At 73.3% G+C, this 20336-nt stretch carries 13 protein-coding genes and 1 pseudogene; 5 read left to right on the forward strand and 9 right to left on the reverse strand.

Translation table 11 applies throughout. From position 1 onward, the window contains the following. Positions 1-14 precede the first annotated feature (14 nt). Both ACIOFR_RS24265 and typA read right to left on the reverse strand, forming a co-directional pair. Positions 15-1649: an ABC transporter substrate-binding protein gene (locus tag ACIOFR_RS24265; RefSeq protein ID WP_401000628.1), complete on the reverse strand. Its 1635-nt coding sequence runs from the start codon at positions 1647-1649 to the stop codon at positions 15-17. 411 nt (positions 1650-2060) lie between these two features. Next, the gene (typA, locus tag ACIOFR_RS24270; protein ID WP_401000629.1) at positions 2061-3929 is read right to left on the reverse strand and encodes a translational GTPase TypA; all 1869 of its coding nucleotides are present in this window, start codon (positions 3927-3929) and stop codon (positions 2061-2063) included. A 280-nt stretch (positions 3930-4209) separates the two neighbouring features. Here typA and ACIOFR_RS24275 point away from each other — a divergent pair, with 280 nt between their 5' ends. After that, complete coding sequence (locus ACIOFR_RS24275; protein ID WP_401000631.1) at positions 4210-5271, forward strand: hypothetical protein; 1062 nt, start codon at positions 4210-4212, stop codon at positions 5269-5271. Here ACIOFR_RS24275 and ACIOFR_RS24280 read toward each other — a convergent pair. The 5 genes from ACIOFR_RS24280 to ACIOFR_RS24300 form a co-directional block, all read right to left on the reverse strand. Beyond that, positions 5261-7003, reverse strand: a complete 1743-nt coding sequence (locus ACIOFR_RS24280; RefSeq protein ID WP_401000633.1) for an ABC transporter family substrate-binding protein — start codon at positions 7001-7003, stop codon at positions 5261-5263. The genes ACIOFR_RS24275 and ACIOFR_RS24280 overlap by 11 nt on opposite strands. Positions 7004-7123: 120 nt before the next feature. Then, positions 7124-9637 (reverse strand): SpoIIE family protein phosphatase, encoded by a 2514-nt coding sequence (locus ACIOFR_RS24285; protein WP_401000635.1) that lies wholly within the window; start codon positions 9635-9637, stop codon positions 7124-7126. 277 nt (positions 9638-9914) lie between these two features. Continuing rightward, positions 9915-12647, reverse strand: a complete 2733-nt coding sequence (locus ACIOFR_RS24290; protein WP_401000637.1) for a SpoIIE family protein phosphatase — start codon at positions 12645-12647, stop codon at positions 9915-9917. A 246-nt stretch (positions 12648-12893) separates the two neighbouring features. Next, positions 12894-13337: an NUDIX domain-containing protein gene (locus ACIOFR_RS24295; protein ID WP_401000639.1), complete on the reverse strand. Its 444-nt coding sequence runs from the start codon at positions 13335-13337 to the stop codon at positions 12894-12896. 10 nt (positions 13338-13347) lie between these two features. Next, complete coding sequence (locus ACIOFR_RS24300; protein ID WP_401000726.1) at positions 13348-13494, reverse strand: SPOR domain-containing protein; 147 nt, start codon at positions 13492-13494, stop codon at positions 13348-13350. Positions 13495-13843: 349 nt separating this feature from the next. On the opposite strand from ACIOFR_RS24300, the gene ACIOFR_RS24305 reads away from it, so the two are divergent. Further along, positions 13844-14428 carry a pyridoxamine 5'-phosphate oxidase family protein gene (locus tag ACIOFR_RS24305; protein ID WP_401000641.1) on the forward strand — a complete coding sequence of 195 codons (585 nt, stop codon included), beginning with the start codon at positions 13844-13846 and terminating at the stop codon, positions 14426-14428. Between the two features lie 33 nt (positions 14429-14461). On the opposite strand, the gene ACIOFR_RS24310 is transcribed toward ACIOFR_RS24305, so the two are convergent. Beyond that, on the reverse strand, positions 14462-15814 hold the full coding sequence (locus ACIOFR_RS24310) for a DUF3616 domain-containing protein (RefSeq protein ID WP_401000728.1): 1353 nt from the start codon (positions 15812-15814) through the stop codon (positions 14462-14464). A gap of 175 nt (positions 15815-15989) precedes the next feature. On the opposite strand from ACIOFR_RS24310, the pseudogene ACIOFR_RS24315 reads away from it, so the two are divergent. Continuing rightward, a pseudogene (locus ACIOFR_RS24315) lies at positions 15990-17158 on the forward strand (dihydrofolate reductase family protein). Positions 17159-17241: 83 nt separating this feature from the next. Beyond that, the gene (locus ACIOFR_RS24320) at positions 17242-17901 is read left to right on the forward strand and encodes an HAD-IA family hydrolase (protein ID WP_401000643.1); all 660 of its coding nucleotides are present in this window, start codon (positions 17242-17244) and stop codon (positions 17899-17901) included. Between the two features lie 15 nt (positions 17902-17916). On the opposite strand, the gene ACIOFR_RS24325 is transcribed toward ACIOFR_RS24320, so the two are convergent. Then, on the reverse strand, positions 17917-19194 hold the full coding sequence (locus ACIOFR_RS24325) for a serine hydrolase domain-containing protein (protein ID WP_401000645.1): 1278 nt from the start codon (positions 19192-19194) through the stop codon (positions 17917-17919). Positions 19195-19567: 373 nt separating this feature from the next. On the opposite strand from ACIOFR_RS24325, the gene ACIOFR_RS24330 reads away from it, so the two are divergent. Then, positions 19568-20254, forward strand: coding sequence for a Crp/Fnr family transcriptional regulator (locus ACIOFR_RS24330; RefSeq protein WP_401000647.1), 687 nt, complete (start codon positions 19568-19570; stop codon positions 20252-20254). Positions 20255-20336: the final 82 nt, after the last annotated feature.

The following is a 20336-nucleotide window of genomic DNA, read 5'->3' on the forward strand; positions in this document are numbered from 1 at the left end:
CGGTGCCGGCCTGATTACTTCTGCTTGACCTCGACCTGGGTGAAGACCGGGTCACCGAACGAGTCGAACTTCACGTTCTGGACGTTGTTCGAGTAGCCCGAGGTGGTCTTGTAGTACCAGAGCGGGATCGCCGGCATGTCCTTGGCCAGCTGGGCCTCGGCCTGCTGGTACAGCTCGGCGGTCTTCTCGACCGTGGTGGCCTTGTCGGCCTCGGCGGCGAGCTTGTCGAACTCCGGGCTGGAGTAGCTGCCGTCGTTGGCGGCGGCACCGGTGCCGTAGACGTCGCGCAGGAAGTTGGCGTTCAGCGGGTAGTCCTGCACCCAGCCGGTCCGCATCATGCTGTCGACCTGCTTCTTCTTGATCAGGTCGCGCGAGGTCTTGAAGTCGGGCTTCGGGTCGCCGAGGCACTCGACGCCGGTGGCCTGGCGGATGGAGTTGCAGACCGCGTCCACCCACTCCTTGTGGCCGCCGTCGGAGTTGTAGACGATGGTGATCTTGTTGCCGGGGACGCCGCCGCCCTCGGTGATCAGCTGCTTCGCCTTCGCCGGGTCGTACTTGCAGGCGTCGCCGCAGGTGCCGGCCTTGTAGCCCATGGCGCCCGGGGCGACCCAGCTGTCGGCCGGCTGGCGGGAGCCGTTCAGCACGGTCTTGGTGATGGTGTCGCGGTCGATCGCCATCGACAGGCCCTGGCGGACCTTGGCCTTGTCGACCGGCTTCCAGCCGTCCTGGTACAGGGCGAAGGAGATGTTCTGGATCGCGCCCTGGGCCTGGTCGACGGCCCGGCTGCCCAGGTCCGTCTTGTAGGAGGCGAGGTCGCTCGGGTCGACCTGGTCCAGCACGTCGACGTTGTCGGACACCAGGTCCTTGTACGCCGCCTCGGGCTGGGTGTAGTTCTTGAAGACGATGCCGCCGTTCTTCGGCTTGTCGAGGCCCGCGTACTTGTCGTACGCGGCGACGGTGATCGCCTTGTTGTGCTCCCACGAGACGAACTTGTAGGGGCCGTTGCCGACCGGGTTCTCGCCGTACTTCTTCGGGTCGGTGAAGAACGCCTTCGGCAGCGGCGAGAAGGCCGTGTAGCCGAGCTTGTACTGGAAGTACGAGACCGGGCCGGTCAGCTGGATGGTGAAGTGGGTGTCGTCGACGACCTTCAGACCGGACATGGTCTCGGCCTTGGCGTCACCGGTCTCCGGGTGGACGTCGGTGTAACCGGCGATGTCGGAGAACCAGTCGGAGTTGATCTGGCCGTTCTTGGTGTTGGCCGACCAGTTCCAGGCGTCCACGAACGAGGCCGCGGTGACCGGGGTGCCGTCGTGGAAGGTCCAGCCGGACTTCAGGGTGACGGTGTAGTTGGTGGCGTCGGTGGTCTCGATCTTCTCGGCCACCTGGTTGCGCAGCTTGCCGTCGGTCGGGTCGTAGTCCACGAGGCCCTTGAACAGCTGCTTGATGATGCGGCCGCCACCGACCTCCATGGCGTTGGCCGGCTGCAGCGGGTTCTGCGGCTCGCTGCTCTGGTAGCTGAACGTGCCGGCGGCGTTGACGGCGCCGTTGCCGGCGTCCCCACCACTCCCGCCGCTGCTGCCACAAGCGGTAGCTGCGAGGGCGACCGCGACTGCTGCGACGACCCACTTGGCCTGGCTGGCACCGCGCATGGGTGTGCCTCCTGAATCAGTGTTTCAAACGAGAGCGCACCGAGGGAGTTGGCCGGCGATGACCGCCGTGGCCGAACGGTGCTTTCCTCGCCCGAGGTTTCGGCGCGCACCCCTGCGCGTAACCCTTGACCCGAGCTCGACTGAACCCACTATCGGTCACACACGGATACGAACATGACCACTAGGGATCTCAATTTGGTCACATGGGTAGCCAACCGGTTTCGACAATCGGACATTTGCGACATACGCAGACAGGGTCGAAACGGACAGTCGGCATACATGACGGTCTGTCACGTTCGGATACCGAACGACCGGCCCGGGCACGGCTACGCGCGTCGACAGCAGAGCGTGAAAAAGCGCCGACCGGCCGCTCGTCCCGGAGGACGGACGGCCGGTCGGCGCCGGCTGGAATCAGTTCTTCTTGGCGCGCGAGGCCGTGCGGCCGCGCTCCTTCTGGTCCAGGACGACCTTGCGGATCCGGACGGTCTCCGGGGTCACCTCGATGCACTCGTCCTCGCGGCAGAACTCCAGGGACTGCTCCAGCGAGAGCTTGCGCGGCGGCACCAGGTTCTCGGTGGTGTCCGAGGAAGCCGCACGCATGTTGGTGAGCTTCTTCTCCTTGGTGATGTTGATGTCCATGTCGTCCTGGCGCGAGTTCTCGCCGACGATCATGCCCTCGTACACCTCGGTCGTGGGCTCCACGAACAGCGTGCCGCGCTCCTGGATGCCCATCATGGCGAACGGCGTCACGACGCCCGCCCGGTCGGCCACCAGCGAGCCGTTGTTGCGCATCCGCAGCTCGCCGAACCACGGCTCGTGGCCCTCGAAGATGGAGTGCGCGATGCCGGTGCCGCGGGTGTCCGTGAGGAACTGGGTGCGGAAGCCGATCAGGCCGCGCGAGGGCACGATGAACTCCATGCGGACCCAGCCGGAGCCGTGGTTCGTCATGGTCTCCATGCGGCCCTTGCGGGTCGCCATCAGCTGGGTGATCGCGCCGAGGTACTCCTCGGGGCTGTCGATGGTCATCCGCTCGACCGGCTCGTGGGTCTTGCCGTTGATGACCTTGGTGACCACCTGCGGCTTGCCGACGGTCAGCTCGAACAGCTCCCGGCGCATGGTCTCGACCAGGATCGCCAGCGCCAGCTCGCCACGGCCCTGGACCTCCCAGGCGTCCGGACGCTCGGTCGGCAGCACGCGCAGCGAGACGTTGCCGATCAGCTCGCGGTCCAGACGGTCCTTCACCATCCGGGCGGTGACCTTGTGGCCCTTGCCGCCCTTGCCGACCAGCGGCGAGGTGTTGGTGCCGATGACCATCGAGATGGCCGGCTCGTCCACGGTGATCAGCGGCAGCGCGACCGGGTTCTCCAGGTCGGCCAGGGTCTCACCGATCATGATGTCGGGGATGCCCGCGACGGCGCAGATGTCGCCGGGGCCGGCCACCTCGGCCGGCTTGCGGGTGAGCGCCTCGGTCATCAGCAGCTCGGTGATCTTGACCTGCTGGACCGAGCCGTCCCGCTTCATCCACGCGACCTGCTGGCCCTTGCGCAGCTCGCCCTGCTCGACGCGGCAGAGCGCGATGCGGCCGAGGAAGTTGTCGGCGTCCAGGTTGGTGACGTGGGCCTGGAGCGGCGCGTCCTCGTCGTAGGTCGGGGCCGGGACGTGCGCCAGGATGGTGGAGAAGAACGGCTCCAGCGAGTCGCTGTCGGCCGGGACGGTGCCGTCCTCGGGCTTGGTCATCGAGGCGACGCCGTCACGCGCACAGGCGTAGACGATCGGGAACTCGATCTGCTCCTCGGTGGCGTCCAGGTCCAGGAAGAGGTCGTAGGTCTCGTTGATGACCTCGTCGATCCGGGCGTCCGGACGGTCGGTCTTGTTGATGCACAGGATGACCGGGAGCTTCGCGGTCAGGGCCTTGCGCAGCACGAAGCGGGTCTGCGGCAGCGGGCCCTCGGAGGCGTCGACCAGCAGCACGACCGCGTCCACCATCGACAGACCGCGCTCGACCTCGCCACCGAAGTCGGCGTGGCCCGGGGTGTCGATGATGTTGATCGTGATCGGGGCGCCACCCTCCTTGGGGTGGTACTTGACGGCCGTGTTCTTCGCGAGAATGGTGATGCCCTTCTCGCGCTCCAGGTCGTTCGAGTCCATCATTCGGTCGTCGAGGTGCTGGTGGGCGGCGAAGGCGCCGGCCTGCTTCAGCATGGCGTCGACCAGGGTGGTCTTGCCGTGGTCGACGTGGGCGACGATGGCAACGTTGCGGATGTCATTGCGCGTGGGCATGCGGAGCGAACTCTCCCGAAATCGTGGGTTACGGCGCCCCGGCTGCGACCCTGCGACCTGACGACCCCTGTTGATCGCTGCCGCCGTACCGCCTGCTACTACCGGTCCACCTGCCGGGCACGACATGCCACGGCTTCCTCCTATCGTACGGGGAACCCCCCACGCGAGCCGAAACGGAGGGGTCCGGCGGGGTCAAGATCACAACTTGGCCGCCTCCTCTTCACCTCGAACCGCCCGGGCGGCAGGCTGGTGCGACCGTCCCCCGGCCCCGGAGTCACCCTTGCTGTTCACCCTGCTCGGAACCGTCTGCGCGCTCTCCGCACTGCTCGCCCTGCCCTCCCTGGCCGGCCGGCTCGGCGGCCTCGCCGTCCCCGGCATCACGCTGGGAGCGGGCCCGGTCCTGTGGGACGGTCTGCTGGGGCACCGCCAGGTCACGGTGCGGATGCTGCCGCTGGGCGTCAGCACCTCCACCCTGCCGCTGCCCGTGCGCCTGCTGGGGCCGCGGCTGTACCTGGCCCACCTCGCGGCGTTCGCCGCCACCCTGGCCGCCGGTGCCGGGGCGGCCGCCGCCGGCGGGGACGGCGGCTTCCGGTTCGCCGTCGGCCTGCTCCCGATCTACCTGCTGCTCGTCCTCGGCCAGGCCCGCCACCCGCTCACCACCGGCTGGGTGCTGTTCCTGATGCCGTTCCGCTCCGCCCTCCTGGGCCGGCTGACCGTCCACCCGGCCGAGCTGGCGGCCGGCGCGGCGCTGGACCGCGGCGACGCGGCCCGGGCCGCCGCCCTGCTCGCCGCGCGGCCCGCCGGCACCCCCGACGGCCTGCACGGCCACCGGATCCGGGCCGGCGTCGCGCTCGCCCGGGGCGACTACGCACAGGCCGCCCGGGAGGCCGTCGCGGCGTGCGAAGCGGTCGCGGACCCGAAGGCCGCAGTCTCGGTCCGGATGCTGCTGGCCGCCGCGCTGACCGGCGCCGCGGAGAGCGGCGAACTGCCGGCCGCCGAGTACCTGCCCCGGCTGCGCGACACCGCCGCCCGGGTCCGCGAGGGCCATCGCGCCGCCCTGCCGTACTTCCCGCTGGCCGCCGAACTGGCCCTGGCCGAGGGCCGCCGCGACGCGGCCGTCCGGGCCGCCCGCAAGGCCGCCGGCCTCGCCTTCAACCCGTTCTGGCGGGCCCAGGCCGAGTGCACCCACGCCGCCGCCCTCGCCTCCGTCGGTCGGACGGACGAGGCGAGGGCGGCGCTGGAGCGGGCCCGCACGGCGATGCCCGCGCTGGCCCGGATCGCCGTGGTCGCCGGCCGGATGGAGCTCCTCGTGGTCACCGAGGCCCGGCCGGTCAGCCCTTGAGGAAGCCCACGTCCTGGTAGCGGGGGCTGCCGAAGCCGTACGCCCCGGCGCCGGCCACGGTGTTGCGGACCGCGACCAGGTCGGGCCGCTGGTAGAGCGGGACGGAGTGCACCAGCTGCCAGATCCGGGCGTCGGCCTTCTGCAGCAGGTCGCGCTGGGCGGCCGGGTCCAGCTCGGCGGCGGCCCTGTCGAGCAGCTGGTCGATCTCCTCGCTGCCGGCCCTGGCGTAGTTCAGGCCGACCACCGGCAGTCCGTCCGGGCCGGGCCGCGGCTTGGCGTACAGCGCGCGGTCCTCGCCGCCCGGGTAGCCGGTGGCCGGCCAGGAGAACAGGGCCAGGTCGAAGTCGCCGGTGGCCAGGTGCTGCGTCACGAAGGTGTCCGGGGCGACCGCCTGCGGCTTGACCGCGATGCCGGCCGCGGTGAGCTCGGCTGCCAGCTCGTCGGCGGTCCGGCGGGCGGTGGCCGAGCCGTCCGGGATCAGCAGGGCCAGGCTCAGCTCCTTGCCGTCCTTGCTGCGGGTGGCGCCGTTCGCCTTCCAGCCCGCCTGGTCGAGCAGGTCGGCGGCGGGGGTGTCGCCGAGGGCGGAGCTGTTGTCCCGGTAGCCGTCCTGGTCGGCCATCAGCAGGTGGTTGCCGAGCGCGGCGGCCTTGAGGCCGAGCGGGCCGAGCGCCGCGGTGGCGGTCTTCTGCCGGTCCACCGAGCGGGCCACGGCGCGGCGCACCGCCGGGTCGGCCAGGGCGCCGCGGGAGGAGTTCAGGGTGAGCTGGGTGAAGGCGGCGGCCGCCGCCCGGTGCAGGGTGAGGCCGGGCAGCGCCTCGGCCCGCTTGAGGGCCTGGGCCGACGCCTCGGCGGCGGCCGCCGCGTCCGGCGGCGCGGCGGCGCCGGCCCCGGCGGCCGGCACGGCGTGGTCGACGGAGGCGGTCAGCGCGGCGACGTCCAGCCGGTCCTGGTCCAGCGCGTCCAGCCGGTCGGCGGCCGGGACGGCCAGGAAGTCCAGCTCCTCGGCCTTGGCCGGCTCCCCCCACCAGTGCGGGTTGCGGGCCAGCGCGACCTTGCCGCCGGCCGCGTCGTACCCCGCCACGGTGAACGGGCCCGCCGAGGTGCGGAAGGTGTCGGCCAGCGGCTGGTTGAAGGCCTCCGGGGTGCCCGTGACGGCCGCCGGGTACAGCGGGCTGAACAGGGCCCGCCAGGCGGCGTACGGCTGCGTCAGGACGACCTTGACCTCGTGCGGGTCGGCGCCCTGGGTCACCGACTCGATTCCGGCGTACCCGGCCGGGTGGTCGCTGTGGTAGGCCGGGTCGGTGCCGGAGAGCGCCTTCCACTGGGCGGTGAAGTCGGCGGCGGAGACCGGCGTGCCGTCGCTCCACACCGCCCTGGGGTTGAGCCGGTAGGTGACGGTCTGCGGGTGCTGCCCCGGCGGGGTGGACTCGGCGGACACCAGGTAGTCCGGGTCGGCGGTGGCCCGGGCGTGCGCGTCGAGCCGGAACAGGCTCGGCAGCAGGGCGCGGGCCACCAGCGCGGAGTCCGCGGTGGCCTCGGGCTGGTGGACGTTCAGGGTGGTCGGCACGGCGTCGACGGCCCACCGCAGGGTGCCGCCGTCCCGGACGGTCGACCGGTCGGTGCCGCCGAGGTCGGCGGCGGCGGTTGAGGGTGCGGGGTCGTCCGAGCACGCGGCCGTGGTACCGGCCAGCAGCAGGGCGATGGCCACCGCGACCACCTGGTTGGCGCGCATGCGCTCCTCCGTCGATAGTCGGCCGACCCGAACACACGGGTGGGATGACCACTGAAGGACACGCGCGGGCCCGCCACCCCCGCGACACGGCGGGGCGGCGGCGACAAGCACCCGCCCGGGCTAGAGCGAGAGCTCGAACCAGACGATCTTGCCCTTGGGCGTCCGGCGGCTGCCCCAACGCTCCGCCAGCAGGCTGACCAGCTGCAGGCCGCGGCCGCCCTCGTCGGTCTCCTGGGCCCGGCGCTGCCGGGGCTGGGAGTAGCCGTCGTCCCAGACCTCGCAGACCATCGTGCGGTCCCGCAGCAGCCGGAGCCGGATGTCGCCGCGGCCGTGCCGCAGCGCGTTGGTGACCAGCTCGCTGACCAGCAGTTCGGTGGTGTCGACCAGCTCGTCCAGGCCGCGGGTGAGCAGCCAGCGGCAGGCCAGCTCGCGGGCCTTGGCGACGGAGGTGAGCTCGGGCGGCAGCTTCCAGTCGCCGACCGAGTCCTCCGCCAGCGGCACGACCTTGGCCATCAGCAGGGCGATGTCGTCCTCGCCGTGGTGGGGGTTGAGCTCCTCCAGCACCTCGTCGCAGAGCTGCTCCAGCTCGCGGGAACCGTTGTCCAGGGCCTCCCGGAAGGCCCGCAGGCCCTCGTCCAGCTGGTGCTTGCGGGACTCCACCAGGCCGTCGGTGTAGAGGCCGAGCACGGTGCCCTCGGTGAGGGTCACCTCGACCTCCTCGAAGGGCTCGCCGCCGACGCCCAGCGGCAGGCCCGGCGGGACCTCGACCATCCGGGCCGGCTCGCCCGGGGCGAGCAGGGCCGGCGGCAGGTGGCCCGCGTTGGCGAAGACGCAGCGCTGCTTGACCGCGTCGTAGACGGCGTACACGCAGGTGGCCAGGTAGACCTCGGAGATCTCCTCGCCGGACTGGGTGTCGTCGCCCAGGCCCCGGGCGATCTCGTCCAGGGCGGAGAGCACCTCGGCCGGGTCTAGGTCGAGCATGGCGAGGGTGCGCACCGCGGTGCGCAGCTGGCCCATCGCGACGGCGGCGCGCAGGCCGCGGCCCATCACGTCGCCGATCACCAGTGCGGTGCGGCTGCCGGGCAGCGGGATGACGTCGAACCAGTCGCCGCCGACCTCGGTGTTGTTGTTGCTGGGCAGGTACCGGCGGGCGATCTCCAGGCCGCTGGCGGCCGGCTTGCCGGGGGGCAGCAGGCTGCGCTGCAGGATCAGGGCGCGCTCGTGCTCGCGGCGGTACAGCCGGGCGTTGTCCACGCAGACCGCGGCGCGGGCCACCAGCTCCTCGGCGATGGCGACGTCGCGGGCGTCGAAGGGCTCGCTGCCGATCGCCCGGGAGAGCTGGACCAGGCCGAGGACCTGGTTGCGGGCGACCAGCGGGACGACCAGGGTCGAGCGCAGCAGCGGGTCCGGGCCGGGCTGCGGCACGGTGGAGCGGCCGGTGCGCAGCGCGCGGGCGTGCGGGGATCTGGGCGGGTAGCAGAGCGTGCCGCCGGCCTCGGCGACCTGCACGGTGCCGCCCTGGGAGCCGAACACCGAGGAGGCGTTGCCGACGCTGCTGCGCACGGCGACCCGGCGCAGTTCGCCGCAGCCGTCCAGGACGCCGGGGCGGCCGGTCAGCGGGCCGGCGTCGCCGGTCAGCAGGGCGGTGTACAGGTCGACGTTGGCGACGTCGCAGAACTGCGGGACGATCACGTCGAGCAGTTCGTTGGCGGTGGTCTCCAGGTCGAGGGTGGAGCCGATGTGGCTGCTCGCCTCGTTGAGCAGGGCGAGGTTGCGGCGGACGCCGGCCGCCTCGCGCTCGGCGATGTGGCGGCTGGTGACGTCCTGCACCTGCCCGGCGACGCCCATCGGGTGGCCGGCCGTGCTGTTCAGTCGGTAGAGCGAGATCGACCAGGCGCGGTTCTCGTCGCGGCGGGCGAGCTCGCGGCCGTCGCCGACCGGCCGGGCGACCGGCACCGCGCCGCTGAACCGCAGGTCGAGGATGGGGGCGCCGGTGCTCAGCACCTTGCGCAGGGCGACCAGCAGGCGTTCGGCCTCGCCGGCCGGGAAGACGTCGGCCGGGCCGAGTCCCTGGAGGTCCGGCGGGGCCAGGCCGACGGCGCCGGCGAAGGCGTCGTTGACCCGCTGCAGGCGCAGCTGCGGGTCGAACAGGAAGAACCCGGTGGGGGTCTGGCCGAAGACCGCCTCGGAGGCGGCCAGTTCGGTCTCGATGGTGCGCAGCCGGCCCAGGTCGACGGCGAGGCAGGTGGCCCCGGGCGCGTCGCGGCCGGTGCTGGCGGGCATCACGTACAGCTCGGCGAGGCCCTCGCCGCCGGCCATGTCCCGGTACGGGGCGGTGCCGACCCACTCCTCGCCGCTGAGGATCCGCTCCAGCCGGGCCCGGCCGCGCTGCCACAGCTCGCGCGGGACGAACGTGGTGATCGGGTCGGCGCCGACGGCGTCGGTGGCGGGGAAGCCGAAGAACTCGGCGGCGCGGTCGCTCCACTGGCTGATCCGACCGTCCGGGCCGATCGCGAAGGTCGCGACCCGGATGTAGTCGTAGATGGACCCGGCCGCGCCGTGGCCCCAGCCGGGGGGAGCGGGTGCCGGTACCGGGCGGCGCGCCCCGATGGGGGCACCCGGCTGACCGGGCACGGCGGCATGACCGCTGCCACTCGTCGCGTTCCGCGCCGGGAGACTGTTCAACGGACCGACCCCTCCAACCCGTGCCCATCCGGATGTCGAGAAGACCGAATATTCGAAGTCCGAGTATTCATCATCCGGACGCGGGCGCACACGTCCCGGACATCACAACATCGAATCGGGCAGCTGAACCGCAGTCTCCGGAACGGGGACGAGTCGGCCGGCCGGCGGCGAAGGACGGCCGGATCTCGCCCCCGGGTGGCGTGAACCGGTCGTCCGGGTGCGGAGCTCACGCCTGCGGGTGGTCGTCGAGCAGGACGACCGGGTGGTCGGCGAAGGAGAGCTCCGGGTGGTCGCCGAGCGGGAGCTCGAACCAGACGGTCTTGCCCATCCCCTCGGCCCTGGCGCCCCAGTGCAGGGCGAGCCTGCGGACCAGTTCGAGGCCGCGGCCGCCCTCGTCGCCCTCCGCCGCGTGCCGCTCCCGCGGTGGGTCGGGCAGCGGGTCGGAGATCTCCACCAGCAGGGTCTCGCCGAGGGTCAGCCGGACCCCGATCGGGGCGCTGGCGTACCGGACGGAGTTGGTGACCAGCTCGCTGACCAGCAGTTCGGCGGTGTCGGTGAGGTGCTCCACCGTCCACTCGGCGAGCGCGCCGCGGACCAGCCGGCGGGCCCGGGAGACGGCGGTGGGCTCGGCCGGCAGCGTCCAGCCGGCGGTCGGCACCCCGGCCTGGCCCCGGCCGAGCCGGGCCAGCAGCAGGGCGACGTCGTCCGGCTCGCGGCCCTGCTCCATGGTGGCCAGCACCGCCTCACAGGCCTGCTGGATCGAGGCGTAGGGCTGTTCCAGCACGCTGAGCAGCCGGCCGAGCCCGACGTCCAGGTCCTTGTCGCGGGACTCCACCAGGCCGTCGGTGCACATCGCCAGCAGGCTCCCCTCGGGGATCTCCAGCTCGATCGACTCGAACGGGACGCCGCCGACCCCCAGCGGGGCGCCCGAGGGAAGGTCGAGCACCTGGCCGACCCCGCCGGGCAGCGGCCCGCCGGTGCGCACCGGCCCGTCGGCGTCCTCGCCCTTCGGCACGACCAGGACGGGCGGGATGTGGCCCGCCTTGGTGGCCACCAGCTTGCCGGTGGCGGGGTCGAAGACGGCGTACACGCAGGTGGCGAGGAGCGCCTCGTCGGGCCCCTGGGCCAGGTCGTCGGCCAGCTCGTGGACGTGCCGCAGCAGCACGTCGGGGGCGAGGTCCAGGCCGGCCAGGGTGCGGACGGCGGTGCGCAGCCGGCCCATCGTGGCGGCGGCCCGCAGGCCGTGGCCCATCACGTCGCCGACCACCAGTGCGGTGCGGTCGCCGGGCAGCGGGATGACGTCGAACCAGTCGCCGCCGACCTCGGTGCCGCTGCTGCCCGGGACGTAGCGGTAGGCGACCTCGACGCCGGTGGGCTGGGGCACCTGCTGGGGCAGCAGGGTGCGCTGGAGGGTGAGCGCGGCGGTGCGCTCCCGGGCGTACAGGCGGGCGTTGTCCAGGGAGGAGCCGGCCCGGTCGGCGAGCTCGACGGTGAAGGCCAGGTCGTCGCGGTCGAATCCCTCGCGGTAGCCGGCCCGGCTGACCACCAGCAGGCCGATCACGATGCCCCGGGCGCGCAGCGGGACGACCAGCCGGGAGTGCACCCCGAGGTCGTGGGCGGCCTGCACCTTCGGGTCGCCGGGGTAGCTGATGTCGCTCAACTCGTCGCTTCCCGAGAGCAGTTCGGGGACACCGCTGCGCAGCACCCGGCCGAAGGCGGAGTCCTCGGAGAAGGTGATCCGGGCGCCCCGGCGGAGCATCACCTCGACCTCGGGGCCGTCCTGGACGGAGGCCACGCCGAGTTGCAGCAGGGACGTCCGCCGGTCGTGGCCGTGCCGCGGCAGGTCGTCACCGTGCGCGACCGCCTGCAGCAGGATCACGCCGGCGTAGTCGGCCAGCCGCGGCACCACGGCGCCGGCCAGTTCCTGGGCGATCCGGGAGGCGTCCAGCAGGTCACCGACGCGTGAGCCGAACTCGTTGAGCAGCGACAGGCGGCGCCGGGCGTGCTCGACCTTGGCCACCGCCCGGTAGCGCTCGGTGACGTCCATGACGGTGCCGGAGATGCCGAGCACCCGGCCGGAGCGGTCGGTCATCCGGCTGTAGGAGATCGAGCGGAAGCCGGAGCGGGCGGTGAGCGGCGAGGCCAGCGTCACGTCGATCACCGGCTCGCCGGTGGCCAGCACCTGGCGCTGGATCGCGGTGATCTCGTCGGCGGCCCGCTCGGGCAGGGTCTCGCCGGTGGTGCGGCCGACGTGGTCCTCGGGCAGGACGCCGTTCATCTCGGCCAGGGTCTGGTTGACGGCGGTGTACCGCAGGTCGGTGTCGAGGATCGCGATGCCGAGCGGGGACTGTTCGAAGAGCGCGTCGCGGACGGCGAGGTCGCGCTCGACGGCCCGCAGGGTGCCCGCGTCCGCCAGCGCGACCTGGAGGAACGGGGTGCCGTCGCCGTCCACCAGCAGGGAGATCCGGGCCTCCACGCGGACCTGCGTGCCGTCGCGGTCGGCGAGCTCGGTGAAGCCGTGCCAGCGGCCCTGCCGCAGGGTCTCCTGGATCGCCGCCCGGGCCTGGGCGATCGGGTCGGGGTCGGTCATCAGCTCGTCGATCAGCCGGCCGACCAGGACCTCGCTCGGCCAGCCGAGCATCTCCTCGGCGGCCGGGCTCCACAGCACCACCCGGCCCGCGGTGTCCAGGATCGCGATGGCGACCTTGACCACGTCGAACAGGCTGCCCTCGGGTCGCTCGGCCGGCGGCCCGGCCGGCGGCTCGCCGTGGGCGACCTGCGGGCCGACGGCGCCCGGGTAGGCGAGCGTGGGCCGGCCCCGCACCGGGGTGCCGGGGCGGTCGGGGGCGGTGCGGCCCGCCGGGCGGTCGGCGGACGGGTCGGCGTCGGCGTCGGTGGCCCGGGAGGGGCGGAGCGGGCCGCGCAGCCGGGCCCGGGCGGCGGCGCCGCCGGCACGCACAGCGGATCCGGGAGAGCGCCGCGCCCCACGTCGGGGAAGGCCCTGGGGCCGCTCTCCCTCGCCGCTTCCCGTGTTCACCACCTACGGGGCCTCCGGCTTCCGGGCGGCGCACCGCGGCACGGCGCCGGGGTGCGGGCAGTCGCCGTCGCCGCGCCGGCGGCCGGGTGGCTCACCGATGGTGACGAATGCTGCCGAACAGTGACATACCCAGCAGAACCCGGCGCTATCCCGGCATACGGGTCGTCTTTACCGATTGGCCCACCCGGGCCGGTGGCCCCCGTCCGGGCCCCGTCCCGCGGGCCGGGCGAGCAGCTGCGCGACGTACGGGAGCACCTCCCGGTCGTGCTCCAGCCACTCGACGTCGTCCAGCTCGGCGGGGCCGAGCCAGCGCAGCTCGGAGTGGTCCTCCAGCGGCTGCGGCTCGCCGGAGAGCAGCTCGGCCGCCCAGATCCGCAGCTCCAGACCGGGCCGGACCGGCCAGCTGCCGGGCAGCTGCCGCAGCGCCCTGGCCCGTACGCCCAGCTCCTCCAGGAGTTCGCGCTCCAGCGCCTGTTCCTCGGTCTCGCCCGGTTCGGCCTTGCCGCCGGGGAACTCCCAGAAGCCCGCCACCGCGGGCGGGGCGCTGCGCCGCGCCGCCAGTACCCGGCCCCGGTGGATGAGGGCCCCGCCGACCACGATCCGCGTCTCCATGGCGGCCACCCTAGGACAGGCCCTGGGCCGCCTCGGCCTCCACCCAGTACAGCTGTTTGTGGCCGCGGGCCTCGAACTCGGCGGCCAGCGCATCGGCGGCCGCGCGGGTCAGGCCGGCCGCCACCAGGTAGCGGTTGCCGTTGTCGTCCTGGCGCATCACCCGGAAGGTCTCCACGGGACAGGACGGTACCGGGCCCGGCCCGGTGGGGGACGGGCCGGGCCCGGAGCAGGACTCCGACCATAGGCGCGGTCTGCTACCGGCGGGTACGGAGGTCGTTAACAGCAGGTAAGCCGGACGGCGGGCGTACGGTGCGCGGGAGCCGGACGGCCGGGCCCGCCGGGCAGTCGTGGCGGGTGGCGCGAGACTACCGGAGCACGCCCGGGATGGACAGGGCCCGGGCGAACTCCGGGCAAACGGCAGGCTACGGCGTCTCATCATTCGAGACGATGTCCGGCTGACGCGAACCACTCGCCCGGGTGGTGCGCCGGCGGGGAAGAATCGGGCCATGGGAAAGACGTACGAACGGATCGGCGACCGGCTGCGGGCGTTCATCGAGAGTCAGCCCGTCTTCTTCACCGCCACCGCGCCGCTCGCCGGCGACGGGCACGTCAACCTCTCCCCCAAGGGCCGCTCCGGCACCCTCGTGGTGCTCGACGAACTGACCCTGGCCTACCTGGACTTCGGCGGCAGCACCGCCGAGACCATCGCCCACCTGCGGGAGAACGGCCGGATCACGCTGATGTGGTGCGCCTTCGAGGGGCCGCCGACGGTCCTGCGGGTGCACGGGCACGGGGAGCCGGTGTTCCGGGACGACCCGCGGTTCACCGGACTGCTGGCGCGCTTCCCGCCCGAGGCGGACGGCGCGGGCCTGCGCGCGGTCGTGCTGGTCCGGGCCGAGCGGGTGAGCGACTCCTGCGGGTTCGCCGTGCCGTTGATGGACTACCGCGCCGACCGCGAGCTGCACGCCCGGCACTTCGGCCGCAAGAGCGACCGGGAGTTCGGCGAGTACTGCGAGGGCAAGCAGCACGTCGGCACCAGCCTCGACGGGCTGCCCGCCCTCCCGCTGCCGCTGCCGCCCCGGCCGGCCTGAGCCGGCCGGGGCGGTGGGGCCGCCGTCCGCGGATCAGGCGACGGTGAACCAGGTGGAGCGGGACTTCTTCCACTCGGGGTGGGTCAGGTCCTTGGCCTCGACACCGTCGTTGTACAGCACCGCCGAGCCGTCGTCGGTGATCAGCTGCGCGCGGGCGCCCGGCACGGTCAGGTCCGGCACGTCCACCACGGCCTCCCAGCCGCCCGCGTCGGCGGTCGGCAGGTCGGCCACCTTCACCGGGGCGTCGCCGCTCAGGCCGGTCCAGCGGTAGAGCGCGTACGGGTCGGAGTTGTCGTCCGCGGCCCAGGAACCGGCCACGATCAGGTACTGGTCGGCCGCGTTCTTGCGGATGTCGCGGATCGACAGGCCGCCGAGGTCCAGCGTGATCGGGGTGCCGAAGGTGGCGTGCACCGAACCGCCCGCCAGCCGGTCGATGTTGGTGACCGGCACCAGCAGCGCCTTGCCGCCGTTGGCCGGCGGCACCAGCGGGGCGCGGAAGCCCACGTAGGCGGTGGTGGTGGAGCCCGGCGCGAACTCCAGGCCCTCGACGTTGAAACCGTCGATCTGCTTGGGGATCTCGCCGGCGGCGGAACCGGCCGCGAAGCCGTAGCGGTTGCCGTTCGCCTTGTCCCAGGCGATCAGGTCGGCCCGCAGCCCCTTGTAGGAGCCGCCCAGCGCGAGCTGGGTGGTGGCGCCGGAGCCGGTGACGGTGGTGGTGAACAGGGTCGCCCGGTCGGCCTTGATCTCGCCGTCCTTGTTGTTTCCCAGCGAGCCCAGCCAGTAGATCGTGTTGCCGACCCGGCTGGCCGCCTCGATGTCGATCTCCTTGGACACCCCGAGGGCCGAGGAGAAGTCCCAGGTCCGCACCGGCGCGCCGGAGGAGTTGCGGTCGTACAGGCGCAGCACGTTGGACTCGTCGTCCGCGACCACGATGTAGCCGCCGCCCGCGTCCACGGCCGCGGAGGCGTCACTGGAACCGGTCAGGTAGCGGGCGTCCGCCGCGTACTGCACGGCGGCCGAGGCCGCGTAGTGCAGGGTCCTGGTGGCGGTCTTGCCGCCGAGGCCGGTGACCTTGATCGTCAGGTCGGTGTAGCCCACGCCGCGGGCGGCCACCGTCAGGGTGCGGGTGCCGGTGGTGCCGGCCACCGCCACGTCGGTGGTCTTCGCCACGGAGGTCCTGGTGCTGGCGGAGGCGGCCACGCTCAGCGCGGAGACGTCCGCGCCGCTCTGGGAGACCGTCACGGTGACGGTGGGGTCGCCGGTGGCGCCGATCGCGCCGGAGAGGTAGCTCGCCGAGAGGGAGATGACGGGCGTGCCGTAGCTCACCGCGGAGGCGGGGGCGGCGAGCGCGGGGAGGGAGGACAGCACGAGCGCTGCGGCGGCGATACCGAGCGAGCTGGGACGGGACACCTGTTGGCCCTTCGACTGACGTGGGGTGCGCGGTCCGGACCAGGGTGGGGGCGCCGGGCGAACGGCGGAGATACATCGACCGGCGGTCCGGCGAACAGCTCACCGCCACCCGTAACGTTGCGGACCAGCCGAACGATTGGACCCGACGCCCATGCCCGCCCCCCGGCCCCACGTACTGCTCAGCGCCGCCGTCTCCCTCGACGGACGGCTCGACGACGCCCGCCCCGAACGGCTGCTGCTCTCCAACGCCGAGGACTTCGACCGGGTGGACGGACTGCGGGCCGCCAGCGACGCGATCCTGGTCGGCGGCAACACCCTGCGCCGCGACAACCCCCGGCTGCTGGTCAACTCCCCCGCCCGGCGGGCGGCGCGGCAGGCGGCCGGCCGGCCCGCGTACCCGCTGAAGGTCACGCTCAGCGCGAGCGGTCGGCTGCCGGCGGGCCTGGCCTTCTGGCACACCGGCGGCGACAAGGTCGCGTACACCACCGACTCCGCGGCCCCGGGCCTGCGGGCGGAACTGGACGGCCTGGCCGACGTGGTGGGGGTGGGCCCGCAGGTCGGGCTCGGCGACGTGCTGGACGACCTCGGCCGGCGCGGGGTCGAGCGGCTGATGGTCGAGGGCGGCGGCAGCGTGCACACCCAGTTCCTGGCCGCGGGGCTGGCCGACGAGCTCCAGGTGGCCGTCGCCCCGCTGCTGGTCGGGCAGGCCGACGCGCCGCGCTTCCTCGGCACCGCCGACTACCCCGGCGGGCCCGCGCGGCGGATGCGGCTGCTGGAGGCACGTACGGTGGGCGATGTCGTTCTGCTCAGGTACGCCCCGAAGGAGTCCGCCCCGTGACCAGCCCCGACACCGGATCCCAGCGCGGCCCCGAGACCGGCGACCTGCGGTGGCTGGCCCGTGCCGTCGAGCTGTCCCGCAACTGCCCGCCCTCGGCGACGGCGTTCTCGGTCGGTGCGGTGATCGTGGACGCGGACGGCGAGCCGATCAGCGAGGGCTGGAGCCGCGAGACGGACCCGTCGGACCACGCCGAGGAGGCCGCGCTCGCCAAACTCGCGCCCGACGACCCCCGGCTGCGCGGCGCCACCGTCTACAGCTCGCTGGAACCGTGCGGGCAGCGCGCCTCCCGGCCGCGCACCTGTGCCCAGCTGATCATCGCGGCGGGCATCCCCCGGGTGGTGGTGGCCTGGCGCGAGCCGGACCTGTTCGTGGCGGCCTGCCAGGGGACGGCGCTGCTGACCGCCGCCGGTGTGACGGTGGTCGAGCTCCCGGAACTGGCCGAGGAGGCCCGCGCGGTCAACGCGCACCTGCTGGACGGCTGAGCCGGCGCCGCCGGACCGCCGGGCCCGGACGCCCACCGATTTTGTACCCTGGTGGAACAAACCAGCGCCCAGGAGGCCCCCGGATGTCCGCCGTCACCACCCTGCCCGCCCGTGCCCTGCTCTTCGACATGGACGGCACCCTGGTCAACTCGGACGCGGTGGTCGAGCGCTGCTGGCGCCGCTGGGCCGAAGCCCACGGGCTCGACGCCGACGAGGCGATGAAGGTCGTCCACGGCCGCCAGGGCCACCTGAGCATGGCCGTCCTGCTGCCCGACCGGCCGATGGAGCAGAACCTCGCGGAGAACCGGCAGATGCTGGCCGAGGAGACCGCCGACGTCGACGGCGTGGTCGCCGTCCCCGGCGCCGCGGCGCTGCTCGCCGCCGTCGACCGCCTGCCGCACGCGCTGGTGACCTCCGCCGACCTGGCGCTCGCCCGGGTCCGGATGGGCGCGGCCGGGCTGCCGCTGCCGGAGCTGCTGGTGACCGCCGAGTCGGTCGGCGCGAGCAAGCCCGACCCGGAGGGCTTCCTCAAGGCCGCCGCCGACCTGGGTGTCGACCCCGCCGACTGCGTGGTGTTCGAGGACTCCGGGGCCGGCATAGCCGCCGGCCGGGCCGCCGGCATGCGGGTGGTCGGCGTCGGCCCGCGCGCCGCCGCGCACGGGCCGACCGTCCACGTGGACGACCTCGACCGGATCGCCGTGGAGCCGCGCGAGGACGGCTCCCTCCTGCTCCGGATCGGCTGAGCCGGCCGGCCGCCCTCAGGAACCGGCGGCCGGGAACACCGCGTTGGCCAGCGCGAACACGTACGACAGGTTCGCCCCGCCGACGCCGGTCGGGTTGAGCGAGTAGACGATCTTCCGGCTCAGGTCCTTCGTGGCGAACACCCCGTTGGTGTAGCCCGGGCGGGAACCGGTCTTGCCCCACAGGTCGACCCCGTTCACCTGGACGTGCTCCAGGCCCTCGCTCATACAGGCGCGGCCGCCGTTGCCGTCCGGAGTGGTCGAGCAGTGGCTGTTCCCGCGGTTGGGCACGTCCGGCACGGTGAACAGCCGCTGCTGCTGGGCCCGGGGCAGCAGGCGGCCCTCGAACAGCGCCGTGAAGAAGCGGTCGAGGTCCGGCGCGCTGGAGATCAGACCGCCCTCCGCCCACGGCCACGGGCTCTGCTCGGTGACGTCCTCCTGCCGCGAACCCCCGTCCGGGCCCGGCACGGTGAGGTAGACCCGGGCGGTCGGACGGGCCAGCCGCAGATCGTCCGCCGCCGGGACGGCGGTGTCGCGCAGGCCCAGCGGGCGGATGATCCGGTTCTGCACCTCGTGCGCGTAGCTGTGGCCGGTGATCCGCTCGATCAGCAGGCCAGCCACGAAGGTGTTCATGCCGTTGTACTGCTGCGCGGTGCCCGGCGCGAAGCGCATCGACTCGCCCGCCAGGCCCGCCACCACCTCCTGCGGGGTGGCGCTCTGCGCCCGGTGCTCGACGAACCAGGCGTTGGTCCCGTCGCCCCAGGCCTCGCCGCTGCCCGTGGGCAGTCCGCTGGTGTGGTCCAGCAGCTGGGCGACGGTGATCGGCGGCCAGCCGGCGGGCAGCACGCCCGGCAGGTAGCACTGCACCGGGGCGTCCAGGTCCAGCCGGTGCTCACCGGCGAGCTGGAGCACCACGGTGGCCGTGAACACCTTCGAGATGGAGCCGATCCGGAACCGCCCGTCGACGTCGACCGGACGGCCCGTCACCAGGTCCCCGCTGCCCCAGGTGGTCTCCAGGGCGCCCGCCCGGCCCGACACCCGCAGCAGCGCGCTGGTCAGGTCGGCGTTCGGCAGCGCGGGCAGCGCCCGGCGGATCGCCGCGCCGTCCAGCGGCGGGAGCTTCGCGGCGGACGCGCCCCCCGCGGACGGGTTCGCTCCCGACGGACTCGCCCGTGGCGCGGTGGGCTCGGCCGCCACCGCCACCGCCGGCGTGGCGAGCGAGGCCGTCAGCGCGACGAGCAGCGCCCCCGCCGCGGCGGGCCCGGCCCAACGGGCCCGGTTCATCGTGGTGTTCATTCCTGCGTACCCCCGAACGACCGATCCGGACCGGCACCTCCGGTCCTGCGACCAGCCTGCCCGGGCCGACCCGCCCCGCCATCCGGGTTCGCCCCCGAACGAACCCCGGTCCGACCCGGACACGCCCCCGAGATCCGCCTGACGAGACGTCAGGGACGATCATTCCGCGATCCGTTCCGGCATGCATTCGATCGAACCGGGTCGCATCTGAACCCCCTTTGATAGCAAGGGAGTTCGACTATCATCGAGCAGCCCATAACAAACTCATGACGGTCGGACAAGAACGAGATTTTCGCCAACTGTCGTGCAGGATCCGGCTAACGTACACATCGAAGCGCGCGCCCCGTTCAGCCGAAGGGGCGCGGGGGGTGACATGGCACTGCTCGAACACGACCAGCCGTTTCTCCCTGCGCTGAAGCCCGCAGAGCGCGAAGCACTCACGGGCCTCGGCGGCAGACGGGTGTTCCCGCCCGGGAACCACCTGCTTCAGGAGGGCGAGCGCGACACGCACGTCCTCGTCGTACTGGAGGGCTGGGCCGTGGTGTCGACCGCGACCCAGCGCGGCACCACCCGGCTGACCCTCGGCCTGCGCGGGCCGGGTGAACTGCTGGGGGACATGGCTGCGCTGGACAACCGTCCGCGCAGCGCCACGGTGACCGCACTGGGGGTCGTCACGGCACTGACCGTGCCGGGTGACCGCTTCCGGCGTTTCCTGATCGACAATCCGCACGCCAGCGGCCTGGTGATGAGCCAGCTGTCGTCCCGGCTGCGGAGCGCGGACGGGGAACGCCGCTCCCTGGCCTCCCTGACCGTGCTCCAGAGGCTCTCCGCCAGGCTGCTGGAGCTCTCCCAGGGCAGCCCGTCCGCCTCCGGGGCGGGACGCCTCCCCGGCGTGGACCTCCCGCAGGAGGACCTCGCGGCGGCGGTCGGCGCGACCCGCGAGGCCGTCGCGAAGGCCCTCGGGCTGCTCAGGAAACAGGAGATCGTCCGTACGGGGCCCCGACGGGTGGAGATCGTCGACGCCGAGCTGCTCCGGTTGCTCGCCGCAGGGAGCGTCTAGCCCGGCGACGGCCGGCCGCAGTCGACCCGGGCCCGCCGCAGAACAGCACCAGGAACCAGAGATCGACCTCCTGCCGCATGTA

It is taken from the genome of Kitasatospora sp. NPDC088346 (genome assembly GCF_044740765.1).
GTDB lineage: Bacteria > Actinomycetota > Actinomycetes > Streptomycetales > Streptomycetaceae > Kitasatospora.